The sequence below is a fragment of the Streptomyces sp. NBC_00203 genome (genome assembly GCF_045206325.1).
In the GTDB taxonomy this organism is placed as follows: Bacteria; Actinomycetota; Actinomycetes; order Streptomycetales; family Streptomycetaceae; genus Streptomyces; species Streptomyces lutosisoli.
Window position 1 is genome coordinate 3,763,912 of the sequence record NZ_CP108126.1, and the last position, 17,397, is coordinate 3,781,308.

The following is a 17,397-nucleotide window of genomic DNA, read 5'->3' on the forward strand; positions in this document are numbered from 1 at the left end:
GCGGGACGCCGGATTCCGGTCACAATCCGGTCAAGTCCGTGCCTCAAGCGCTTACCCGCGGCCCGTCTCCTCTGCCAGCATCGCCCGGAGATCCCGTGGCGCGTCGGCCCGGGACGACGGCGGGGGGCCGGGTGACGGGGTTCGTCTTACTGCGTGCGCGGGCACACCGCCTGCTGCTGGCCGCCGCGCTGCTCACCGTCCTGCTGACGACGGCGGTCCTCGCGACCCTCACGGCGTACTCGGGCGCGATCGGTGACGCCTCCCTGCGGCACGCGCTCCAGGACCCCCGCAACGCCGTCGACACCGCGCTGATCGTCCGGGCCGACGTCTCCGCGGAGCAGCGCGAGGCCGCCGACAGCGCCGTACGCAAGGGAGCCCGGCAGACCTTCGGCGGGTTTCCGGTCACCCTGCGCACCCTGGTCCGCTCGGGCCCGTACGCGCTGCCCCGCACCCTCCAGGCGCCCGCCGACCGGGCCGGCGACCCGGACCTCACCCACTTCGCCGCCCTCGACCACACGCAGGTACGGGTCACCGCCGGACGGCTGCCACACAGGTCCGGCGCCGCTGTCATCGAGGTCGCGCTGCCCGAGAACGCCGCCGGCCGGCTCGGTCTGAAACCCGGCGCGCGCCTCACCCTCGTCGACCGGCTCGGCGGCCCAAAGGTGCGCGTCCGGATCACCGGTCTGTACCGGCCCGCCCGGCCCACCGCGCCCTACTGGCAGTTGGACGAGCTGGGTGGCCGCGGGATCAACAAGGTCGACTTCACGACGTACGGACCGCTGCTCGCCGATCCCGCCGTCCTGACCGGTGGCCGGGTGAGCGCCGGGGAGTCCGCGTGGCTGGCGTCCGCCGACTTCTCGACGCTGACGCCCGGCCGGATCGGCGCCCTGCGGGACGCGGCCCGCGCGGGGCCGCGGACGCTGCGGAAGGCCGCCGCGCTGAGCGGGACGACGGGCGTGGCGACCTCGCTGCCCGACGTGCTGGACCGTGTCGAGCGTTCGCTGCTCGTGTCGCGTTCGACGCTGCTGATCGTCGCGTTGCAGCTCGCGCTGCTCGCCGGGTACGCGCTGCTCCTCGTCGCCCGGCTGCTGAGTGCCGAACGGACGGGCGAGACAAGGGTGCTGAGGGCGCGCGGAGCCTCGCGCGGCCGGGTCGCGGGGCTCGCCGCGCTGGAGGCGCTGCTGCTCGCCGTGCCCGCGGCCCTGTGCGCGCCGCTTCTCGCCGGGCCGTTGACCCGGCTGCTCGCCGGACAGGGCGCGCTGGCGAGGATCGGGCTGCGCCTGGACACCTCGGCCGGGCGCGGCGGGGTGTGGCTGGTCGCGGCCGCCGTGGCGCTGGGCTGCGCGCTGGCGGTGACGGTTCCGGCGCTCACGTCCGGCGACACGGCGGAGGGCCGGGCGCGCTCGCTGCCCGCTCCGGTGCGCGCGGGCGCGGACGTCGGCCTGCTGGTGATCGCGGGCGTCGCGTACTGGCAGCTGGACCGGCAGACCTCCGGCGCCGTCACCGACGACCGGTCCGGCACCCTCGGCATCGATCCGCTCCTGGTCTCGGCGCCCGCGCTGGCCCTGCTCGCCGGGACCGTGCTCACCCTGCGGCTGCTGCCGCCGGTGGCCCGGCTCGCCGAACGCCGTGCCGCGAGCGGCCGGGGGCTGCCCGCCGCCCTCGCGGGCTGGCAGCTCAGCCGCCGCCCGATGCGCGGCGCCGGTCCGGTCCTGCTCCTCGTCCTCGCCGTCGCGATGGGCATGCTCGCGATCGGCCAGGGCGCCTCCTGGGACCGCTCGCAGGACGACCAGGCCGACTTCCAGGCCGGTGCGTCCGTACGCGTACTGGCGGGCGACGACGGCGAGTTGGGCCAGGCCGGGTTCTACGCGGCGCTCCCGCACGTCCGCGCGGCCGCACCCGCCGTCCGTACGTCCCTGCCACTGTCCGGCAACCGCACGGCGACGGTGCTCGCGCTCGACACCGCGCACGCGGCGGACGAAGTCCTGCTGCGCGACGACCTGGCCGGCCGGCCGGTGCGGCCGCTGCTGGCCGGGCTCGGACCGAAGGGGGCGACCGCGGGCACGGCGCTCCCGGAGGGCGCCACGCGGCTCGGTATGACGGCGCGGATCCACGGCGGCGGGGACGGCACGACCGCGGACGTGACGGTGACGCTGGAGGACCGCTACGGGACGCCGTACGCGATCCGGCTCGGCCAGCTCCCCGCCGACGGACGGGCGCACCCGCTCGCGCTGGACCTGGCGCCGGCCACCGGCGCCTTGACGCTCACCGGACTAGAGCTGGACATGACCCAGCCCATCGACCGCGCGCAGCACCACCTGTTCTCCGTCGAGGAGTTGACCGCGGCCGGCGCCGACGGCACGGTACAGCGGCTGCCGCTGCCCACCGCCTGGGAGGCGGCGTCGCAGACCAACAGCACCTCGGCGTCGCCCGACGCCTCCACCCGGCCGACACCCCCACAGGTGGAGAAGGCCACGGACAAGACCCTCGCCGTCCGCTACGGCACCGGCTACGTCCCGCACGATTTCGCCTGGCAGATCACGTCGTTGGCGGTCCGCCTGCAAGTCGTCCAGCCGGTGGCGGAGGCCACCGCGATCGCGACCGACCGCTTCCTGACGTCGGCGGGCGCCCGGATCGGGCAGCGGATGGACGTGCCGCTCGGGGGCGAGACTGTGCCGGTGCGGATCGTCGCGAGCGTACGGGCGCTGCCCACGACCGGGAGCGGGCCGGGCACGGGTGGCGCGTCGGCGAAGACCGGCGCCGCGGCGGCGGCCGACGGTGGTGCGCTGCTGGTCGATCTCCGCTCCGTGAACCGGGTGCTGGAGTCGCGCTACGGGCAGAGCGTCGCGCCCACCGAGTGGTGGCTGCGGACCGCGCCGGGCGACGCGGCGCGGGTCGCGGCGGCCGTGCGGGAGCGGCCCGACATCGAGCCGTCACAGGTCGTCGTGCGCGACGAGATCGCGGACGGGCTGCGCGACGACCCGTTCGGGGCGGGCCCCGAGGCCGCGTTCGCCGCGGCGGCCGTGGTCGCGGCGGCGCTGGCGGCGGTCGGTTTCGCGGTGAGCACGGCCGGGTCGCTGCGGGAGCGGGGCGCCGAGTTCGCGGTACTGCGGGCGCTGGGTGCGCCGCGCCGCCAGCTGGCCCGGCTGATCGCCGCCGAGCAGAGTGTCCTCGTGACCCTGGCGCTGGTGGTGGGGGTCGCCCTGGGCGCGGTGCTGACCCGGGCGGTCGTCCCGCTGATCGTCCTGACCTCCGACGCCACCCGGCCCGTCCCGCGGGTCCTGGTCCAGCTCCCGCTGCCGCACGTTGCGGTGCTGCTGGCCGCCGTGGCCGTGACCCCGCTGGCCATCACGGCGTTCCTGGCGCTGCACCGCCCGGACCCGGCGAGTTCGCTGCGACGACAGGGCGGTGAGTGACATGGCCGGTACGGCTCCGGTGGCTCCATGGGTCCGCACACGGCTGCGCGCCGCGCCCGGAGCGGCGCTCGCCCTGGCCCTGCTCGTCGCACTGACCGCCGCGCTGGCCGCCGCCTTCCCACGAGCCGTCGACCGGTACGAGGACGCCGGGCTGCGCAGGCTCCTCGACGACGCCTCGGCCCAGAAGACCACCGTGCAGGTGTACGCCCCGCAGCCAGGCGTCGAACTCCCGCAGGAGCAGCGGGAGAAGGCCTTGCGCGGGGGTGCGCTGAGCACGGCGTACGCGAAGGTGCTGGCCGCGGTCGAACGGCCTCTGGTCGCCGACCGTACGCAGTCCTCGTACGGCGTCCGCACCGCCAACCCCACGGATGCGCTGGACCGTTGGCTGCCCATGCCGACCGGGCTGCCCGCCCGTATGTCGCTCATCGCGCAGAACGGCCTCGCCGGCCACGCCCGGCTCGCCTCGGGGCGTCTGCCGCGCGTGACGGGCACGGTGACCGCGGCGACGGCCGAGGTGGAGGCCGCCGTCACCGCCGAGACCGCCAAGACCCTGCGGATCAAGGTGGGTTCGGTGATCCACCTGCCCGGCATCGAGCGCGCCCCCTTGTCCGTACGGGTCACCGGCATCGTCGTCCCGCGCACGCCCGGGGGCGCGTACTGGACGGCGATGCCCGTGCTGCGCAAGCCCTCCCTGATGGTGCTGCCCACGAATGGCGGCCCGCCGGAAAAGTACTGGCTGGGCGCGCTGCTGCTGCCGCCGGACGCGGCCCCCGCCATGCTCGGCACGCCCGGAAAGCCGGAACGCTACTGGCAGCTGGCGCCCGACACCTCCGTCCTGGCCGCGCACGACGTGTCCCGCCTGGCCTCCGCGATCGCCGCGCTGGAGGCGGGCCCCGGCCTCGGCCGGGTACGGGAGCGCGTCGACCCGCTCGCCGACGCGACCACGGACCTGGACGACGTACTGAAGTCGTTCACCCAACTGCGCTCCGGCATCGGCCCGTTGGTGGCCGTGGCCGCCTCCGGCACCGGCACGGTCGCCGCCGTCGTCCTGCTGATGGCGGGCGGCCTCGCCGTCGACCGCCGCCGCGCCGAACTGGCCCTGCTGCGCGCCCGCGGCGGTTCCCTGCGGGGCGTCTCGGGGCGTCTGCTCGCCGAGACGGCGGTGGTCGCGCTGCCCGCGGGCGCGCTGGGCCTCGGCGGCGCCCTGCTCGCGGTCCCGGAGGGCCGCCGCTCGTACGCGGTCGCGGCCGCCGCCGCAGTGACGGTCCTGGCCTGCGCCACCCTGCCGGTGCGCGCGGTGCTCGCCCACCGCGCCGTACGCATCCACGGGGCCCGCGAGGACCTGACGTCCGTACGCCCGTCACGGCGCCGTACAGTCGCGGAACTCACGCTGCTGGCACTGGCGTCGGCGGCGGTCGTGGCGCTGCGGCGCCGAGGGGCGTCCGATGCGTCGGGCTCCGCCTCCGGTGACCAACTGGTCGCGCTGGCACCGGTGTTGGTGGGTGTCATCGCGGCCCTGGTGCTGGTCCGGCTCTACCCGCTGCCGCTGCGCGGGCTGTCCCGGACTGCCGGGCGGCTGCGCGGCGCGGTCACCCCTCTCTCGCTGGCCCGCGCCGGCCGCACCTCCACCTCCACGGTCCTGCCCCTCCTGGCCCTCCTCACCGCCCTCACCACCGCCGCCTTCGGCGGTTCGGTCCTCGCGGGCGTCCACGACGCCCGCGACCGCGCGGCCCTCCTGACCACCGGCGCGGACGCCCGCGTCGAGGCGACCCACGCCCTGCCCTCCACCCTGGCCGACCGGCTCCACCGGACTCCGGGTGCCCGCGCGGTCACGCCGGTGAGCATCGCCTACCAGGCACGGCTGGGCGAGGGCTCGGGCACGGAGGAGGAGACGGTCCCGGTGGCGGGCGTGGATCCGGACGCGTACGCGCGGCTGGCCCGGGGAGTGGGGCTCGGGGGATTCCCGGCGGGGGCGCTGAAGTCACGGGGGTCGGGGCAGGCTTCCGGGGCCACGCCCCTCCCCGCCCTCGCCTCCCCCGCCGTCGCCGACCGCTACGGCACGCGGCCGTTCGCCGTGCGGATGGAGGACGGCAGCCGGGTCACCGTGCAGATCGCTCTCGTACGGGAGTTGACCCCGGCCGTCTCCGACATGGACTTCCTGGTCGTGGACCGGGCCGGACTCGGGACCCGCGCCGCGCGTCCGACCGCGCTGTTCGTGACCGGCGACCACCTCGACGGGGCCGCCCTGCGCAAGGCGTCCGGTGCGGGCGTGACCGTACGGCTGCGGGCGGAGGAGCGGGCGCGGTACGTCGACTCGCCCTTGCAGTCCGGCGCCGAGCGGATCTACACGGCGGCGGTCGCGGCGGGCGCCGGGTACGCCGTACTCGCCCTGCTGCTCTCCCTCATACGCGCCGCCCCCGAGCGCGCCGCGCTCCTCGCCCGCCTCCGCACCATGGGTCTCACCCGCGCCCAGGGCCGCCGCCTCCTCGTCCTGGAGGCCCTGCCCCAGGCCCTGCTCGCGGCGGCGGGCGGCGCGCTCACGGGCTGGGCGGCCATCCGTCTGCTCTCCCCCGGCATCGACCTGACGGCCATCGCCCTCGCCACCCACGACTCCACGCCGGGAAGCGCCCGGCTCCGCACGGACACCCTCTCCTTGCTCCTCCCGTCCCTGACCGTCCTCGCCCTCGCGACGGGCATCGCGGCGGCACAGGCGTGGTGGACGGGGAGAAGGGGGTCGGTACGGGAACTGCGGGCGGGGGACGCGCGATGAGCGGCGCCCTCGCAGCCGAGCCCGGCCCATCGCCACGCACCCCTTCGACGAGCGCCCCTTCGACGAGCGCCACGAGCGCCACCAGGAGTCGCCCATGACCACCACCGACCCCACCTTCGCCGACCTCGCACACCGCGCCGCCGCCCGCCGGGACCGCCCCGCCTACGGCCACGACGCCCTGATCACCTGTGACCGTCTGGTGCGGATCTTCTCCACGGACGGTGTGGAGGTCCAGGCTCTCCAGGGTCTCGATCTGCTGGTCCGCGAGGGCGAGTTGATGGCGCTGGTGGGTGCCTCGGGCAGCGGCAAGTCGACGCTGATGAACATCCTGGCCGGGTTGGACACCCCCACCGCGGGCGCGGCGAAGGTGGCCGGCCGCGACCTGCTCACGATGGGCGCGAAGGACCGGCTGAGCTACCGCCGCGAGGTCGTCGGCTTCGTCTGGCAGCAGACGTCCCGCAACCTCCTCCCCTACCTGACAGCGGCCCAGAACGTCGCTCTCCCGATGCAGCTGTCCGGCACCGCCCGCAAGGGCCGCCGTTCCCATCGCGCCCAGGCCGAACGCGCCCTGGAGCTCCTGGAGTTGCTGGACATCGCCGACTGCCGGGGCCGCCGCCCGCACCAGATGTCCGGCGGCCAGCAACAACGCGTCGCCATCGCGGTGGCCCTGGCCAACGCCCCCGCCGTCCTGCTCGCCGACGAACCCACCGGCGAACTCGACTCCCACACCGCCGAGCAGATCTTCGCCGCCTTCCGCACCGCGAACGAACACCTCGGCACCACCATCGTGATCGTCACCCACGACCAGGCGGTCGCCGGCGAGGTCCGCCGCACGGTCGCCATCCGCGACGGCCGCACCTCCACGGAGGTCCTGCGCCGCACCGAGGTCGACGCGGCCACCGGCCAGGAGGCGGTGGTGGCCCGCGAGTACGCGATGCTCGACCGCGCGGGCCGCCTCCAGCTCCCCGCCGAGTACACCGAGGCCCTGGGCATGCGGGACCGCGTGGCACTGGAACTGGAGTCGGACCACATCGGCGTATGGCCGGACGACAGCGGTCACAGTTGATCGTGAAAGCAGCCGGCGGAAACGCGATCAGCGCACGCTGACGTCCAGCGCCCCAAGTCCGGCCCGGCGCAAGGCGATCGACCCGTACGGCGTACGCAGCCGGAGCCACGCCCCCGAGGAGTACAGCCCCAACGGGCTCTCGCCGGGAGCGTCCTGGCGTACGGCCTCGCTCGCGGTGTCGCTCACGGTGCGCAGGAATCCCAGCGACTGTGCCGCGTGCGCGGCCCGCACCGGAAGCCCGGTGTCGCCGATCGGCCGGGACCAGATCTCGCGCCCGATCCGGTCGAGTTCGGCACGGGTACGGGCCTCGGGCGCCAACTCCTGCGTACGGGACCGGAATTCGGCGACCGCGGCGGCGACCATCGCGCGTACCGCGTCCGGCGCGGGCAGCCCCGGCTCCGGCTGCCAGCCCCCGCGCGGCGGCAGCACTCCGGCCCACGGCGGCCCGGTGACGGCGGCCGGGACGGCGGCGGTGGCCGCCGACTCGTCGACGGACTCCAGGAGTTCACCGGCGGAGACGGTCACGTCGAGACTGACGTCGAGCCCGTTCTCGTACGGCTTGGCGAGGCGCGCCGTACGGATGGCGAGCACCTCGAAGGACGGCGGGCGCCCGAAGACCGCGAGCGCCTTGCCGTGCGCCTGGAGGCGCACGGCGGCCGCGCGGTCGTAGTGGATCAGCCGGGAGAGGAAGGCGGCGAGATCTGCCGCCTCCCCTCCGTCGGCGAGGTGCAGAACGGTCATGCCGCGACGGCCTCGTCGGCCTTGTCGTCCCGGTACTCCTCCAGGAACTCCCGTTCCTCGGAGGTGATACGGCGCGGGCGCTGGGTCTCGAAGTCGAACGGCACTATCACCGTCGAGGCCCGGACGTAGACCACTTCCTTGGCGTCAGGCGCGGCCGGGTCCTTGACCTCGTACGTGATCGTGAACGCAGCCGCCCTGATCTCCGTGATCCACAGCTCGATGTCCACCGGCGCGTGCCGGTGGACCAGTTGCCTCTTGTAGTCGATCTCGTGGCGCGCCACCACAGACCCCTGCTTGAAGTCCTTCTCCGGGCGGAACAGGAAATCGATGCGCGCCTCCTCCAGATAGCGGAGGAACACCACGTTGTTGATGTGGCCGTACGCGTCCATGTCCGCCCAGCGCAGCGGGCAGCGGTAGATGTGCCGCAAGGTCGATCAGCCCCGGGTCAGCTTCTTGTAGGTGGCACGGTGCGGGCGAGCCGCGTCCGGGCCGAGCCGCTCGACCTTGTTCTTCTCGTACGACTCGAAGTTGCCCTCGAACCAGAACCACTTGGAGTCGCCCTCGTACGCGAGGATGTGCGTGGCGACTCGGTCCAGGAACCAGCGGTCGTGGGAGACGACCACGGCCGCACCGGGGAACTCGAGCAGCGCGTTTTCGAGCGATCCCAGGGTCTCGACGTCGAGGTCGTTGGTCGGCTCGTCGAGGAGCAGCAGGTTGCCGCCCTGCTTGAGGGTCAGCGCCAGGTTGAGGCGGTTGCGCTCACCACCGGAGAGGACACCGGCCGGCTTCTGCTGGTCCGGGCCCTTGAAGCCGAAGGCGGAGACATACGCACGCGACGGCATCTCGACCTGGCCCACATTGATGTAGTCCAGCTCATCGCTGACGACGGCCCACAGGGACTTCTTCGGGTCGATGTTCTCGCGGCTCTGGTCGACGTACGAGATCTTGACGGTCTCGCCGACCTTGATCGAGCCGGAGTCCGGGATCTCCAGACCCTGGATCATCTTGAAGAGCGTGGTCTTGCCGGCGCCGTTGGGCCCGATGACCCCGACGATGCCGTTGCGCGGCAGCGTGAAGGAGAGATCGTCGATGAGGACCTTCTCACCGAAGGCCTTGGAGAGGTTGTTGACCTCGACGACGATGGAGCCCAGGCGCGGGCCCGGCGGGATCTGGATCTCCTCGAAGTCCAGCTTCCGCATCTTGTCCGCCTCGGCGGCCATCTCCTCGTAGCGCGACAGACGCGCCTTGGACTTGGCCTGACGCCCCTTGGCGTTGGAGCGGACCCACTCAAGCTCTTCCTTGAGCCTCTTCGCCCGCTTGGCGTCCTTCTGCCCCTCGACCTTGAGGCGGGAGGCCTTCTTCTCGAGGTACGTGGAGTAGTTGCCCTCGTAGGGGTGCGCGCGGCCGCGGTCGAGCTCGAGGATCCACTCGGCGACGTTGTCGAGGAAGTACCGGTCGTGGGTGACGGCGACGACAGTGCCGGGGTACTTCGCGAGGTGCTGCTCCAGCCACTGGACCGACTCGGCGTCCAGGTGGTTGGTGGGCTCGTCGAGAAGCAGCAGGTCAGGAGCCTCAAGCAGGAGCTTGCACAGCGCGACGCGGCGACGCTCACCACCGGAGAGGTTGGTGACGGGCCAGTCGCCGGGCGGGCAGCCCAGGGCGTCCATGGCCTGCTCCAGCTGGGTGTCCAGGTCCCACGCGTTGGCGTGGTCCAGGTCCTCCTGGAGCTTGCCCATCTCGTCCATGAGCGCGTCCGAGTAGTCGGTCGCCATCAGCTCGGCGACCTCGTTGAACCGGTGCAGCTTGCCCATGATCTCGGCGGCGCCGTCCTGGACGTTCTGCAGAACGGTCTTGGACTCGTCGAGCGGCGGCTCCTGGAGCAGCATGCCGACGCTGTAGCCGGGCGACAGGAAGGCATCGCCGTTGGAGGGCTGCTCAAGGCCCGCCATGATCTTCAGAACGGTGGACTTACCGGCACCGTTCGGGCCGACCACACCGATCTTCGCTCCGGGCAGGAAGCTCAGGGTGACGTCGTCGAGGATCACCTTGTCGCCGTGCGCCTTGCGCGTCTTGCGCATGGTGTAAATGAACTCAGCCAAGAGAAACCGTCCGGACGCTTGAAATCGGGAGTGGGCAGATACACCCCATCTTGCCTGACGGCTAGCCCTGGGGGGAAACCCGTTCGGACGAGCCCCCTGCGACCTGCCCGTTCACGGGCGGCCCACGCCCTGTGCGTCCTCAGGCCCCCCAGAACCTCTCCGGAACAGATACACGCCGATGATCTTCCCCTTGACCGCCACCCGCTGCCCCGACGTGAGCCACTTGTCCCGGGACTCCTCGCCGAGCTGGACGTAGAAGTACTGAGCAGTGCGCAGGGCCCAGCCCTTGTCCTCGATCCGCGACAGCAGGTCGTAGCCGTCCCGTCACTCCTTGTCGGCGTCGGCCGCCACCTCTGCCGCGAGCTCGGCGCCACCTCGTGCGCGGGCGGCCGAGGGAGGACACTCGTACTAGGGGCCGGGGCTCCGGAGGTGATCACGATGACGCAGACACAGGCACGGACCACGGTCGGATGGCACGTGGAGATGGAATTCGAGGAGGACGACCACCGCACCCGCGCCGCCGCCCTCCTACGACTCCCCGACGGGAGCGAACAACGCGCCCACGGGTACGCCAGCCGCCACCCCTCCGACTCGAACCAGCCAAGAGTCGGCGAGGAGGTCGCGGGCGCGAGGGCGCTGAACGAGTTGGCGATGCAGTTGCTGACCAAGGCGCACGACGAGATCGACGAGGCGTCGGGCCGGACGTCGCGCCCACTGACCTGACTCGACGGGACATGGCTCGACGGAACATGGGCTGAGAACACGGATTAGGAACACGGGCCGGCCCGCGGCGTCGGCCACCGTTGGGGCACTGTCCCAGGGGTGGCCGGTGCCGTCCCGGCACATGACAGACCGGAGAACGAGCGGCACGACACGCCGGGGAACCAACAAAAAGCCCTCCCATAGGGAGGGTGGGGAATTGCGCCCCCGGCAGGACTCGAACCTGCGGCCAAGCGCTTAGAAGGCGCCTGCTCTATCCACTGAGCTACGGGGGCCGGGTGTGGTGGCCTGTGTCCTGGTGCCCGGGTGTGGGCTGATCCGTGACCTTGCCGGGGACAAGGATAGGGCTCCCGCGTCCCTGTCCCCCGTGCTTCGCCTCCGTGGCTCGATGTGGAGGTTCGGTGAAGCGGTCCTGATAATCGCAGGCGGGTACGAATCGTGCACCGCTTTTGGCGTCTCACGCATCGGGTGTTGTGCACTCGTTATGCCTGCGCCCCAGTCATCCCTTCCGCCCCGTGTGTCCTGTCGGCGCGCAGGCATAGCCATATGCTTCAGAAAGCCACCAAAATTGGGCATTCTTCGCATGTGGTGACCTTGGACGTACGGCCTCAGCTGCTCGACGCACTCTCCGCCCTGCGCGACCGTGTCGCCGCCGCACGCTTCCCGCTGCCCCTGGCGGGGGCCCCACGCGCGCGTGCCAACCGCGACGAACTGCTCGCACAACTCGACGACTATTTGGTGCCCCGGTTGAGGGAACCCGAAGCACCGCTCCTCGCCGTCATCGGTGGGTCCACCGGCGCCGGCAAGTCGACCCTCGTCAACTCCCTTGTGGGACGCCGGGTCAGCGAGGCGGGCGTGCTGCGGCCGACGACCCGTACGCCGGTGCTGGTGTGCCATCCGGAGGACCATCACTGGTTCAGCGGGATGCGGGTGCTGCCCGACCTCACGCGCGTGTGGGTGCCCCATCAGGAGCCCGGCGACGACCTGTCCGCCCTCGCCGAACGCGGGGAGCGGGTACTGCGCATCGAGACCGCCGACACACTCCCCCGCGGCCTCGCCCTCCTCGACGCGCCCGACATCGACTCCCTTGTCGCAGACAACCGCGTACTCGCCGCCGAGTTGATCTGCGCCGCCGACATCTGGGTGATGGTGACCACGGCAGCCCGATACGCCGACGCCGTGCCGTGGCATCTGCTGCGTACGGCCAAGGAGCACAGGGCGACCCTGGTCACCGTCCTGGACCGGGTGCCGCACCAGGTGGTGTCCGAGGTCTCGCGGCAGTACGGCGCCCTGCTCGCCAAGGCCGGCCTCGGCGAGGTGCCCCGCTTCACCGTGCCCGAGCTGCCCGAGTCCGCGTGGGGCGGCGGCCTGCTGCCCGCCACCGCCGTCGCGCCGCTGCGTACATGGCTCACGCACCAGGCGCAGGACCCGGGCGCCCGGCACCAGGCGCTGGCCCGCACGGCCTACGGAGTCCTCGACTCGCTGAAGGCGCGGATGCCCGAACTGGCCAGCGCCGCCGCCGCGCAGTACGCCGCCGCGCTGCGGCTCACCGCGGCCGTCGAAGGGGCGTACGACAGCGAGCACGCGCGCGTGAAGGGGCGTCTCCAGGCCGGGGCCGTGCTCTCGGGGGACGCGCTCAAGCGGTGGCGCGCCTATCCCCTCGACTGCGGCGCCGACGAACTGCTCGACGCACTCGTCGAGAGCCTGAGTGCCCTGCTCCTGTGCGCCGTCACGGCGGCCGACGAGCGCGTGGACGAGGCATGGCGACGCGAACCGGCCGCGGGCGCCGCGGCACTGACGGACCGTGATCCGACGCTGGAGAGCGCCGAGCACCGGATCGGGATGGCCGTACGACGCTGGCGGCGCGTCCTGGAGGAACACGCCGAGGAAGAGGTGCGCGCCCTCGACAAGAGCGTCGCGCCGGACCCCGAAGTGGTCGCCGCGCTGGTCGCCTCCGCGCTCCTGGGCGGCCGCCGGGCGCGGACGGCGGGCGAGGGGCTCGCCGAGCGGATCGGGGCGCACGGGGCGCTGCGGCTGCGCGACCGGGGCGGGCGGCTGCTCACGGACTTCCTCGACAAGGCCCTGAACACGGAGCGCGAACGCCGTCTCGCGCCCCTCGACGCGCTCGACGTCCATCCAGAACCCCAGGCCGAACTCATCGCCGCGCTGTCCGTACTGCAGAAGGAGAGGTGACCGCGGTGACTGCCGTCACTGACCACACGGATCACGCCGACCGTCCCGAAGACGACCACCCCGAAGACGACTCGTCCGACGACGCCTGCTCCGAAGAGGGCACCTCCGAAGAGGACACCTTCGAAAAGAGCACGCCCGAAGAGGACACTCTCGAAACCCGCCTCCCCGGAGAGGGCGCCTTCGAAAACGGCCTCCCCGAAGAGGCGGCTCCCGAGGACCGGACCCCGGAGAGCGCCGGGGACAGTGAGCCCTCCGAAAAGGGGCTCCCCGAGAACGCCCGCTCCGGCGACGGGCACGCGCGCGTGAAGCACGGCGACGACACGGCCGCGGGTACGGACGGCGGACCCGTCTGGGACGACGGGCTCATCGCGCGGCGCGTCTCCGAGACGGCCACCGGGCACGAGGCGCCGGTGGTGGAGACCAGGACCGCCGTCCAGGAACCGCCGGCCCCTCTCGCGTACGACGGACCGCTGCGCTCACGCCTGGACGCGCTCCGCGAGCTGGTGGGCCTCTCCCGCACCCGGCTCGACAGCGGGACGCTCGCCGAGGCGGGCCGGGTCCTCGACGAGGCGGCGGCGCGCCGCAAGCACTCCGGGCAGCACACCGTCGTCGCCATCGCCGGGGCCACGGGAAGCGGCAAGTCGCAGCTCTTCAACGCGCTCGCCGGCGTGGCCATTTCGGAGACCGGTGTCCGCAGGCCGACCACCGCGGCGCCCATCGCATGCAGTTGGAGCGACGGCGCGGCGACGCTCATCGACCGGCTCGGCATCCCCGGGCGGCTGCGCAGACGCCCTCTGCAGAGCGCGGAGGCGGAGGCGCAGCTGCGCGGCCTCGTCCTGATCGACCTGCCCGACCACGACTCCGCGGCCGTCCAGCACCGCGAACAGGTGGACCGCATCCTGGCCCTCGTCGACGCGGTCATCTGGGTCGTGGATCCGGAGAAGTACGCCGACGCCGTGCTCCATGAGCGCTATCTGCGGCCCATGGCCGGGCACGCGGAGGTCACCTTCGTGGTCCTCAATCAGGTGGACCGGCTGCCCGGGGAGGCCGCCGACCAGGTCCTCGACGATCTGCGGCGGCTGCTCGACGAGGACGGGATCGCGCTCGGCGAGTACGGCGAACCGGGCGCGACCGTGCTCGCGCTGTCCGCGCTCACCGGGGACGGCGTCGGCGAACTGCGAGAGTCGCTCGGCCAGTTCGTGGCCGAGCGCGGTGCCGCGGCGCGCCGGATCTCCGCCGACGTGGACGCGGCGGCCGCACGGCTGCGGCCCGTCTACGCGACCGGGCGGCGCGTCGGACTCAGCGAGGAGGCGCGCGACGAGTTCGCGGCCCGGCTCGCGGACGCGGTGGGTGCGGTCGCGGCCGGCGAGGCGTCCGAGCGCGCATGGCGCCGCAATGCCAACCGCGCGTGCGGGACGCCCTGGCTGCGGCTGTGGCGCTGGTACCAGGACCGCCGCGAACCCCCGACCGGACGCCTGCCCGTCCGTGCCCCCGCGGACGAGGAGGCCACGGCACGCCAGCGCGTCGAGCAGGCCGTACGGCTGGTCGTGAACCGGGCGGTGTACGGGCTCCCCGCGCCCTGGGCGCAGGCGGTGCGCGAGGCGGCCGTACGCGGGGCGCAGGGGCTGCCCGAGGCGCTGGACGAGATGGCGGCCCGCGCCGTGACCCCGGTGGGGCGTCCGCCGCGGCCCGGCTGGTGGCCGGTCGCCGTGCTGGCGCAGGCCTTGATGACGATCGTCCAAGTCATCGGCGGGCTCTGGCTGCTGGGGCAAATCATCGGGGTCACGGCGCCGAATCTCGGGGTGCCGGTACTGCTGATGGTCGCGGGCATCATCGGCGGTCCGGCCGTCGAGTGGAGCAGCAGGATGGCGGCGCGCGGGCCCGCCCGGCGCTACGGCCTCGAAGCGGAACGACGGCTGCGCGAGGCCGCCGCCGGGTGCGGGAGGGCACGCGTGCTGGATCCCGTGGCCGCGGAACTGCTGCGGTACCGGGAGGTGCGGGAGCAGTACGGGAAGGTTACGGGGGCGGCGTCGGCACCTGTGGGTTAACCCCGGCGAAGCTGTGCGGCCTCACCCCGTCGGGTGACAGGGTTTTCCACAACCGGCCGGTGGTCCACAGCGCTCAGCGGGCTCGGCCCGACGGAGGCAGTCTGATCTCGCGGCGATCGCAGCGCACGACACAGCGCACGCGGTCGCCGCGACAGACGCATTCGTACGGGAGAGGGGTTCGGGATGAACGAGACGATGGTGTGCGTGGTGGGGAACGTCGCGACGCAGCCGGTGTACCGGGAGCTGTCGACTGGAGCGTCGACGAGGTTTCGGCTGGCCGTGACATCGCGCTACTGGGATCGCGAGAAGAACGAGTGGACCGACGGACACACCAACTTCTTCACGGTGTGGGCCAGGAAGGCGCTCGCGACGAACGCGGGGGCGTCCCTGTCGGTGGGCGATCCGGTGGTCGTGCAGGGGCGGCTGAAGGTACGCACGGAGACGCGCGACGGCCAGAGCTGGACCTCGGCGGACGTCGACGCGGCGGCGATCGGACACGATCTCTCGCGCGGCACCTCCGCCTTCCGTCGAGCCGCCAAGGGGGACACGGCTCCGGCTCCGGCACCGCAGCCGGAGCCCAGTTGGGAGACGGAACCAGGGGCTCACAGCAAGGCGGCGGTCCAACAGCAGGCCGAGCCGGTGGGAGTGACGTGATGTCAGGGACACGTACGACCTGACCGAACTGCGGCTTATCGATGAATGCGTTGCGAACGGTCCCTGTGTGTTTGTCGATAAGCCCAGCTCACAGCTGTGTGAGCGATAACGATTCCGAGTCGGATCGGTTATCCGATGGAATGACCGGGGAACCTGGTGCGCCGCTTCCTTAGGATGCCGGGCATAGCTCACGTGGCTTCTGATTCTGCTGGCGGGACCGTCCCCCCATGTCAACGGGTCCTGCGCGAAGGGGAATTCTGTGTTTTCTGCGTTCTCTGCGGTGTCCGCGCGCAGCCGAGGGGCCGCCCGCCTCGCCGCCGCGACGTTGGTGTCGGGACTCGTCGCTGCGGTGGCGATCGCCACCGCCGGTACGGCCGTCGCCGACGAGACCCCGCAGAGCCTGGGCGGTGCGACCGCCACCATAGGTGACCTCAAGACATACGGGTCCGCGGTCATCCACGAGAACGGCGAGGACAGCTGGGTGTCCGCGGGGCTGTTCGAGATGTCCGTCGACAACGGCGGCATGTTGCAGACCTACTGCATCGACATCCACAACCCGACACAGCGGGACGCCAAGTACCAGGAGACCCCCTGGAGCGGTACGTCGCTGAACGGCAACAAGAACGCGGGCAGGATCCGCTGGATCCTGCAGAACTCCTACCCGCAGGTGAACGACCTCGCGGCGCTCGCCAAGAAGGCCGGCGTCGGCAGCCTCACCGAGAAGGACGCGGCGGCCGGCACTCAGGTGGCCATCTGGCGGTACTCGGACGGCGCCGACGTGGACGCGGTGGACCCGCAGGCGGAGAAGCTCGCGGACTATCTGCAGAAGAACGCGCGGAATCTGGCGGAGCCCCAGGCCTCGCTGACCCTCGACCCGGCCGCGGTCTCCGGTCACGCCGGCGAGCGGCTCGGCCCCGTCACGGTGCACACCAACGCGGGCAGTGTGACGGTGACGCCGCCCGCGGACTCCGCCGCCAGTGGGGTGAAGATCGTCGACAAGAACGGCAAGGCGATCACCTCCGCCACCGACGGCAGCCGGCTCTACTTCGACGTGCCGAAGGACAGCGCGGACGGTTCGGCCGCGCTGACCGTACAGGCGTCCACGACCGTGCCGGTCGGCCGCGCCTTCACCTCGGAGACCCACAGCCAGACACAGATCCTCGCGGGCTCCAGCGAGTCGACGGTCTCCGCCGCGGCGACCGCCAACTGGGCGGAGAAGGGCGCGATACCGGCCCTGTCCGCCGAGAAGAACTGCACCAAGGGCGGCGTCGACATCACGGCGGCCAACGAGGGCGACGAGGCGTTCACCTTCGAGCTGATGGACGTCGAGCACACCATCGCTGCGGGCAAGTCCCAGACGGTGACCATTCCGCTGCAGGAGGACCAGGCGTACGACTTCACGATCGACGGTCCGAACGGCTTCACCGAGCGGTTCAAGGGCGTCCTCGACTGCAAGACCCAGGGCGGCGCGAACGACATCTCGACCCAGACGGTCAGTGAGCCGAGCCCGGCGACGGTGGGCGGCACCTCCGGCGGGGGCACCGACCTCGCCGAGACCGGCGGCTCCAGCGCGACCCCGGTCATCGCGGGCGTGGCCATCGCCCTGGTCGTGATCGGCGGCGCGGCGGTGTTCTTCGTCCGCAGGAAGAACGCGCCGACGCAGGACTGAGCAACACGGCACCTTGGCAAC

Annotated in this window: 11 protein-coding genes and 1 tRNA gene; 8 read left to right on the forward strand and 4 right to left on the reverse strand. The window is 72.6% G+C overall.

Annotated elements, in window-relative coordinates:
* Window positions 1-95 precede the first annotated feature (95 nt).
* From OG975_RS16970 to OG975_RS16980, 3 genes are all read left to right on the forward strand, one after another.
* The gene (locus OG975_RS16970) at window positions 96-3,416 is read left to right on the forward strand and encodes an FtsX-like permease family protein (protein ID WP_406330097.1); all 3,321 of its coding nucleotides are present in this window, start codon (window positions 96-98) and stop codon (window positions 3,414-3,416) included.
* 1 nt (window position 3,417) lies between these two features.
* Window positions 3,418-6,186 (forward strand): FtsX-like permease family protein, encoded by a 2,769-nt coding sequence (locus OG975_RS16975; protein WP_406336296.1) that lies wholly within the window; start codon window positions 3,418-3,420, stop codon window positions 6,184-6,186.
* A 94-nt stretch (window positions 6,187-6,280) separates the two neighbouring features.
* Complete coding sequence (locus OG975_RS16980) at window positions 6,281-7,252, forward strand: ABC transporter ATP-binding protein (protein WP_406330098.1); 972 nt, start codon at window positions 6,281-6,283, stop codon at window positions 7,250-7,252.
* Window positions 7,253-7,279: 27 nt separating this feature from the next.
* Here OG975_RS16980 and OG975_RS16985 read toward each other — a convergent pair whose 3' ends face one another.
* Genes OG975_RS16985 through ettA form a run of 3 tightly spaced genes read right to left on the reverse strand, consistent with a single transcriptional unit; the run spans window position 7,280 to window position 10,092 of the window.
* On the reverse strand, window positions 7,280-7,993 hold the full coding sequence (locus tag OG975_RS16985; protein WP_406330099.1) for a hypothetical protein: 714 nt from the start codon (window positions 7,991-7,993) through the stop codon (window positions 7,280-7,282).
* Window positions 7,990-8,421 carry an acyl-CoA thioesterase gene (locus OG975_RS16990; RefSeq protein WP_406330100.1) on the reverse strand — a complete coding sequence of 144 codons (432 nt, stop codon included), beginning with the start codon at window positions 8,419-8,421 and terminating at the stop codon, window positions 7,990-7,992. The genes OG975_RS16985 and OG975_RS16990 overlap by 4 nt, the downstream gene beginning before the upstream one ends.
* A gap of 6 nt (window positions 8,422-8,427) precedes the next feature.
* Window positions 8,428-10,092, reverse strand: a complete 1,665-nt coding sequence (gene ettA / locus OG975_RS16995; protein WP_406330101.1) for an energy-dependent translational throttle protein EttA — start codon at window positions 10,090-10,092, stop codon at window positions 8,428-8,430.
* 438 nt (window positions 10,093-10,530) lie between these two features.
* Here ettA and OG975_RS17000 point away from each other — a divergent pair, with 438 nt between their 5' ends.
* Window positions 10,531-10,815, forward strand: coding sequence for a DUF1876 domain-containing protein (locus tag OG975_RS17000; RefSeq protein WP_406330102.1), 285 nt, complete (start codon window positions 10,531-10,533; stop codon window positions 10,813-10,815).
* 199 nt (window positions 10,816-11,014) lie between these two features.
* On the opposite strand, the gene OG975_RS17005 is transcribed toward OG975_RS17000, so the two are convergent.
* Window positions 11,015-11,087, reverse strand: a tRNA-Arg gene (locus OG975_RS17005).
* A gap of 310 nt (window positions 11,088-11,397) precedes the next feature.
* Here OG975_RS17005 and OG975_RS17010 point away from each other — a divergent pair.
* From OG975_RS17010 to OG975_RS17025, 4 genes are all read left to right on the forward strand, one after another.
* Window positions 11,398-13,005, forward strand: a complete 1,608-nt coding sequence (locus OG975_RS17010; protein ID WP_406330103.1) for a dynamin family protein — start codon at window positions 11,398-11,400, stop codon at window positions 13,003-13,005.
* A 302-nt stretch (window positions 13,006-13,307) separates the two neighbouring features.
* Complete coding sequence (locus OG975_RS17015; RefSeq protein ID WP_406336298.1) at window positions 13,308-15,053, forward strand: GTPase; 1,746 nt, start codon at window positions 13,308-13,310, stop codon at window positions 15,051-15,053.
* A 183-nt stretch (window positions 15,054-15,236) separates the two neighbouring features.
* Entirely contained in the window at window positions 15,237-15,707 is a 471-nt protein-coding gene (locus OG975_RS17020; protein ID WP_406330104.1) for a single-stranded DNA-binding protein, read from the forward strand.
* A 280-nt stretch (window positions 15,708-15,987) separates the two neighbouring features.
* Complete coding sequence (locus tag OG975_RS17025; RefSeq protein WP_406330106.1) at window positions 15,988-17,376, forward strand: Cys-Gln thioester bond-forming surface protein; 1,389 nt, start codon at window positions 15,988-15,990, stop codon at window positions 17,374-17,376.
* The last annotated feature ends 21 nt before the right edge of the window (window positions 17,377-17,397 follow it).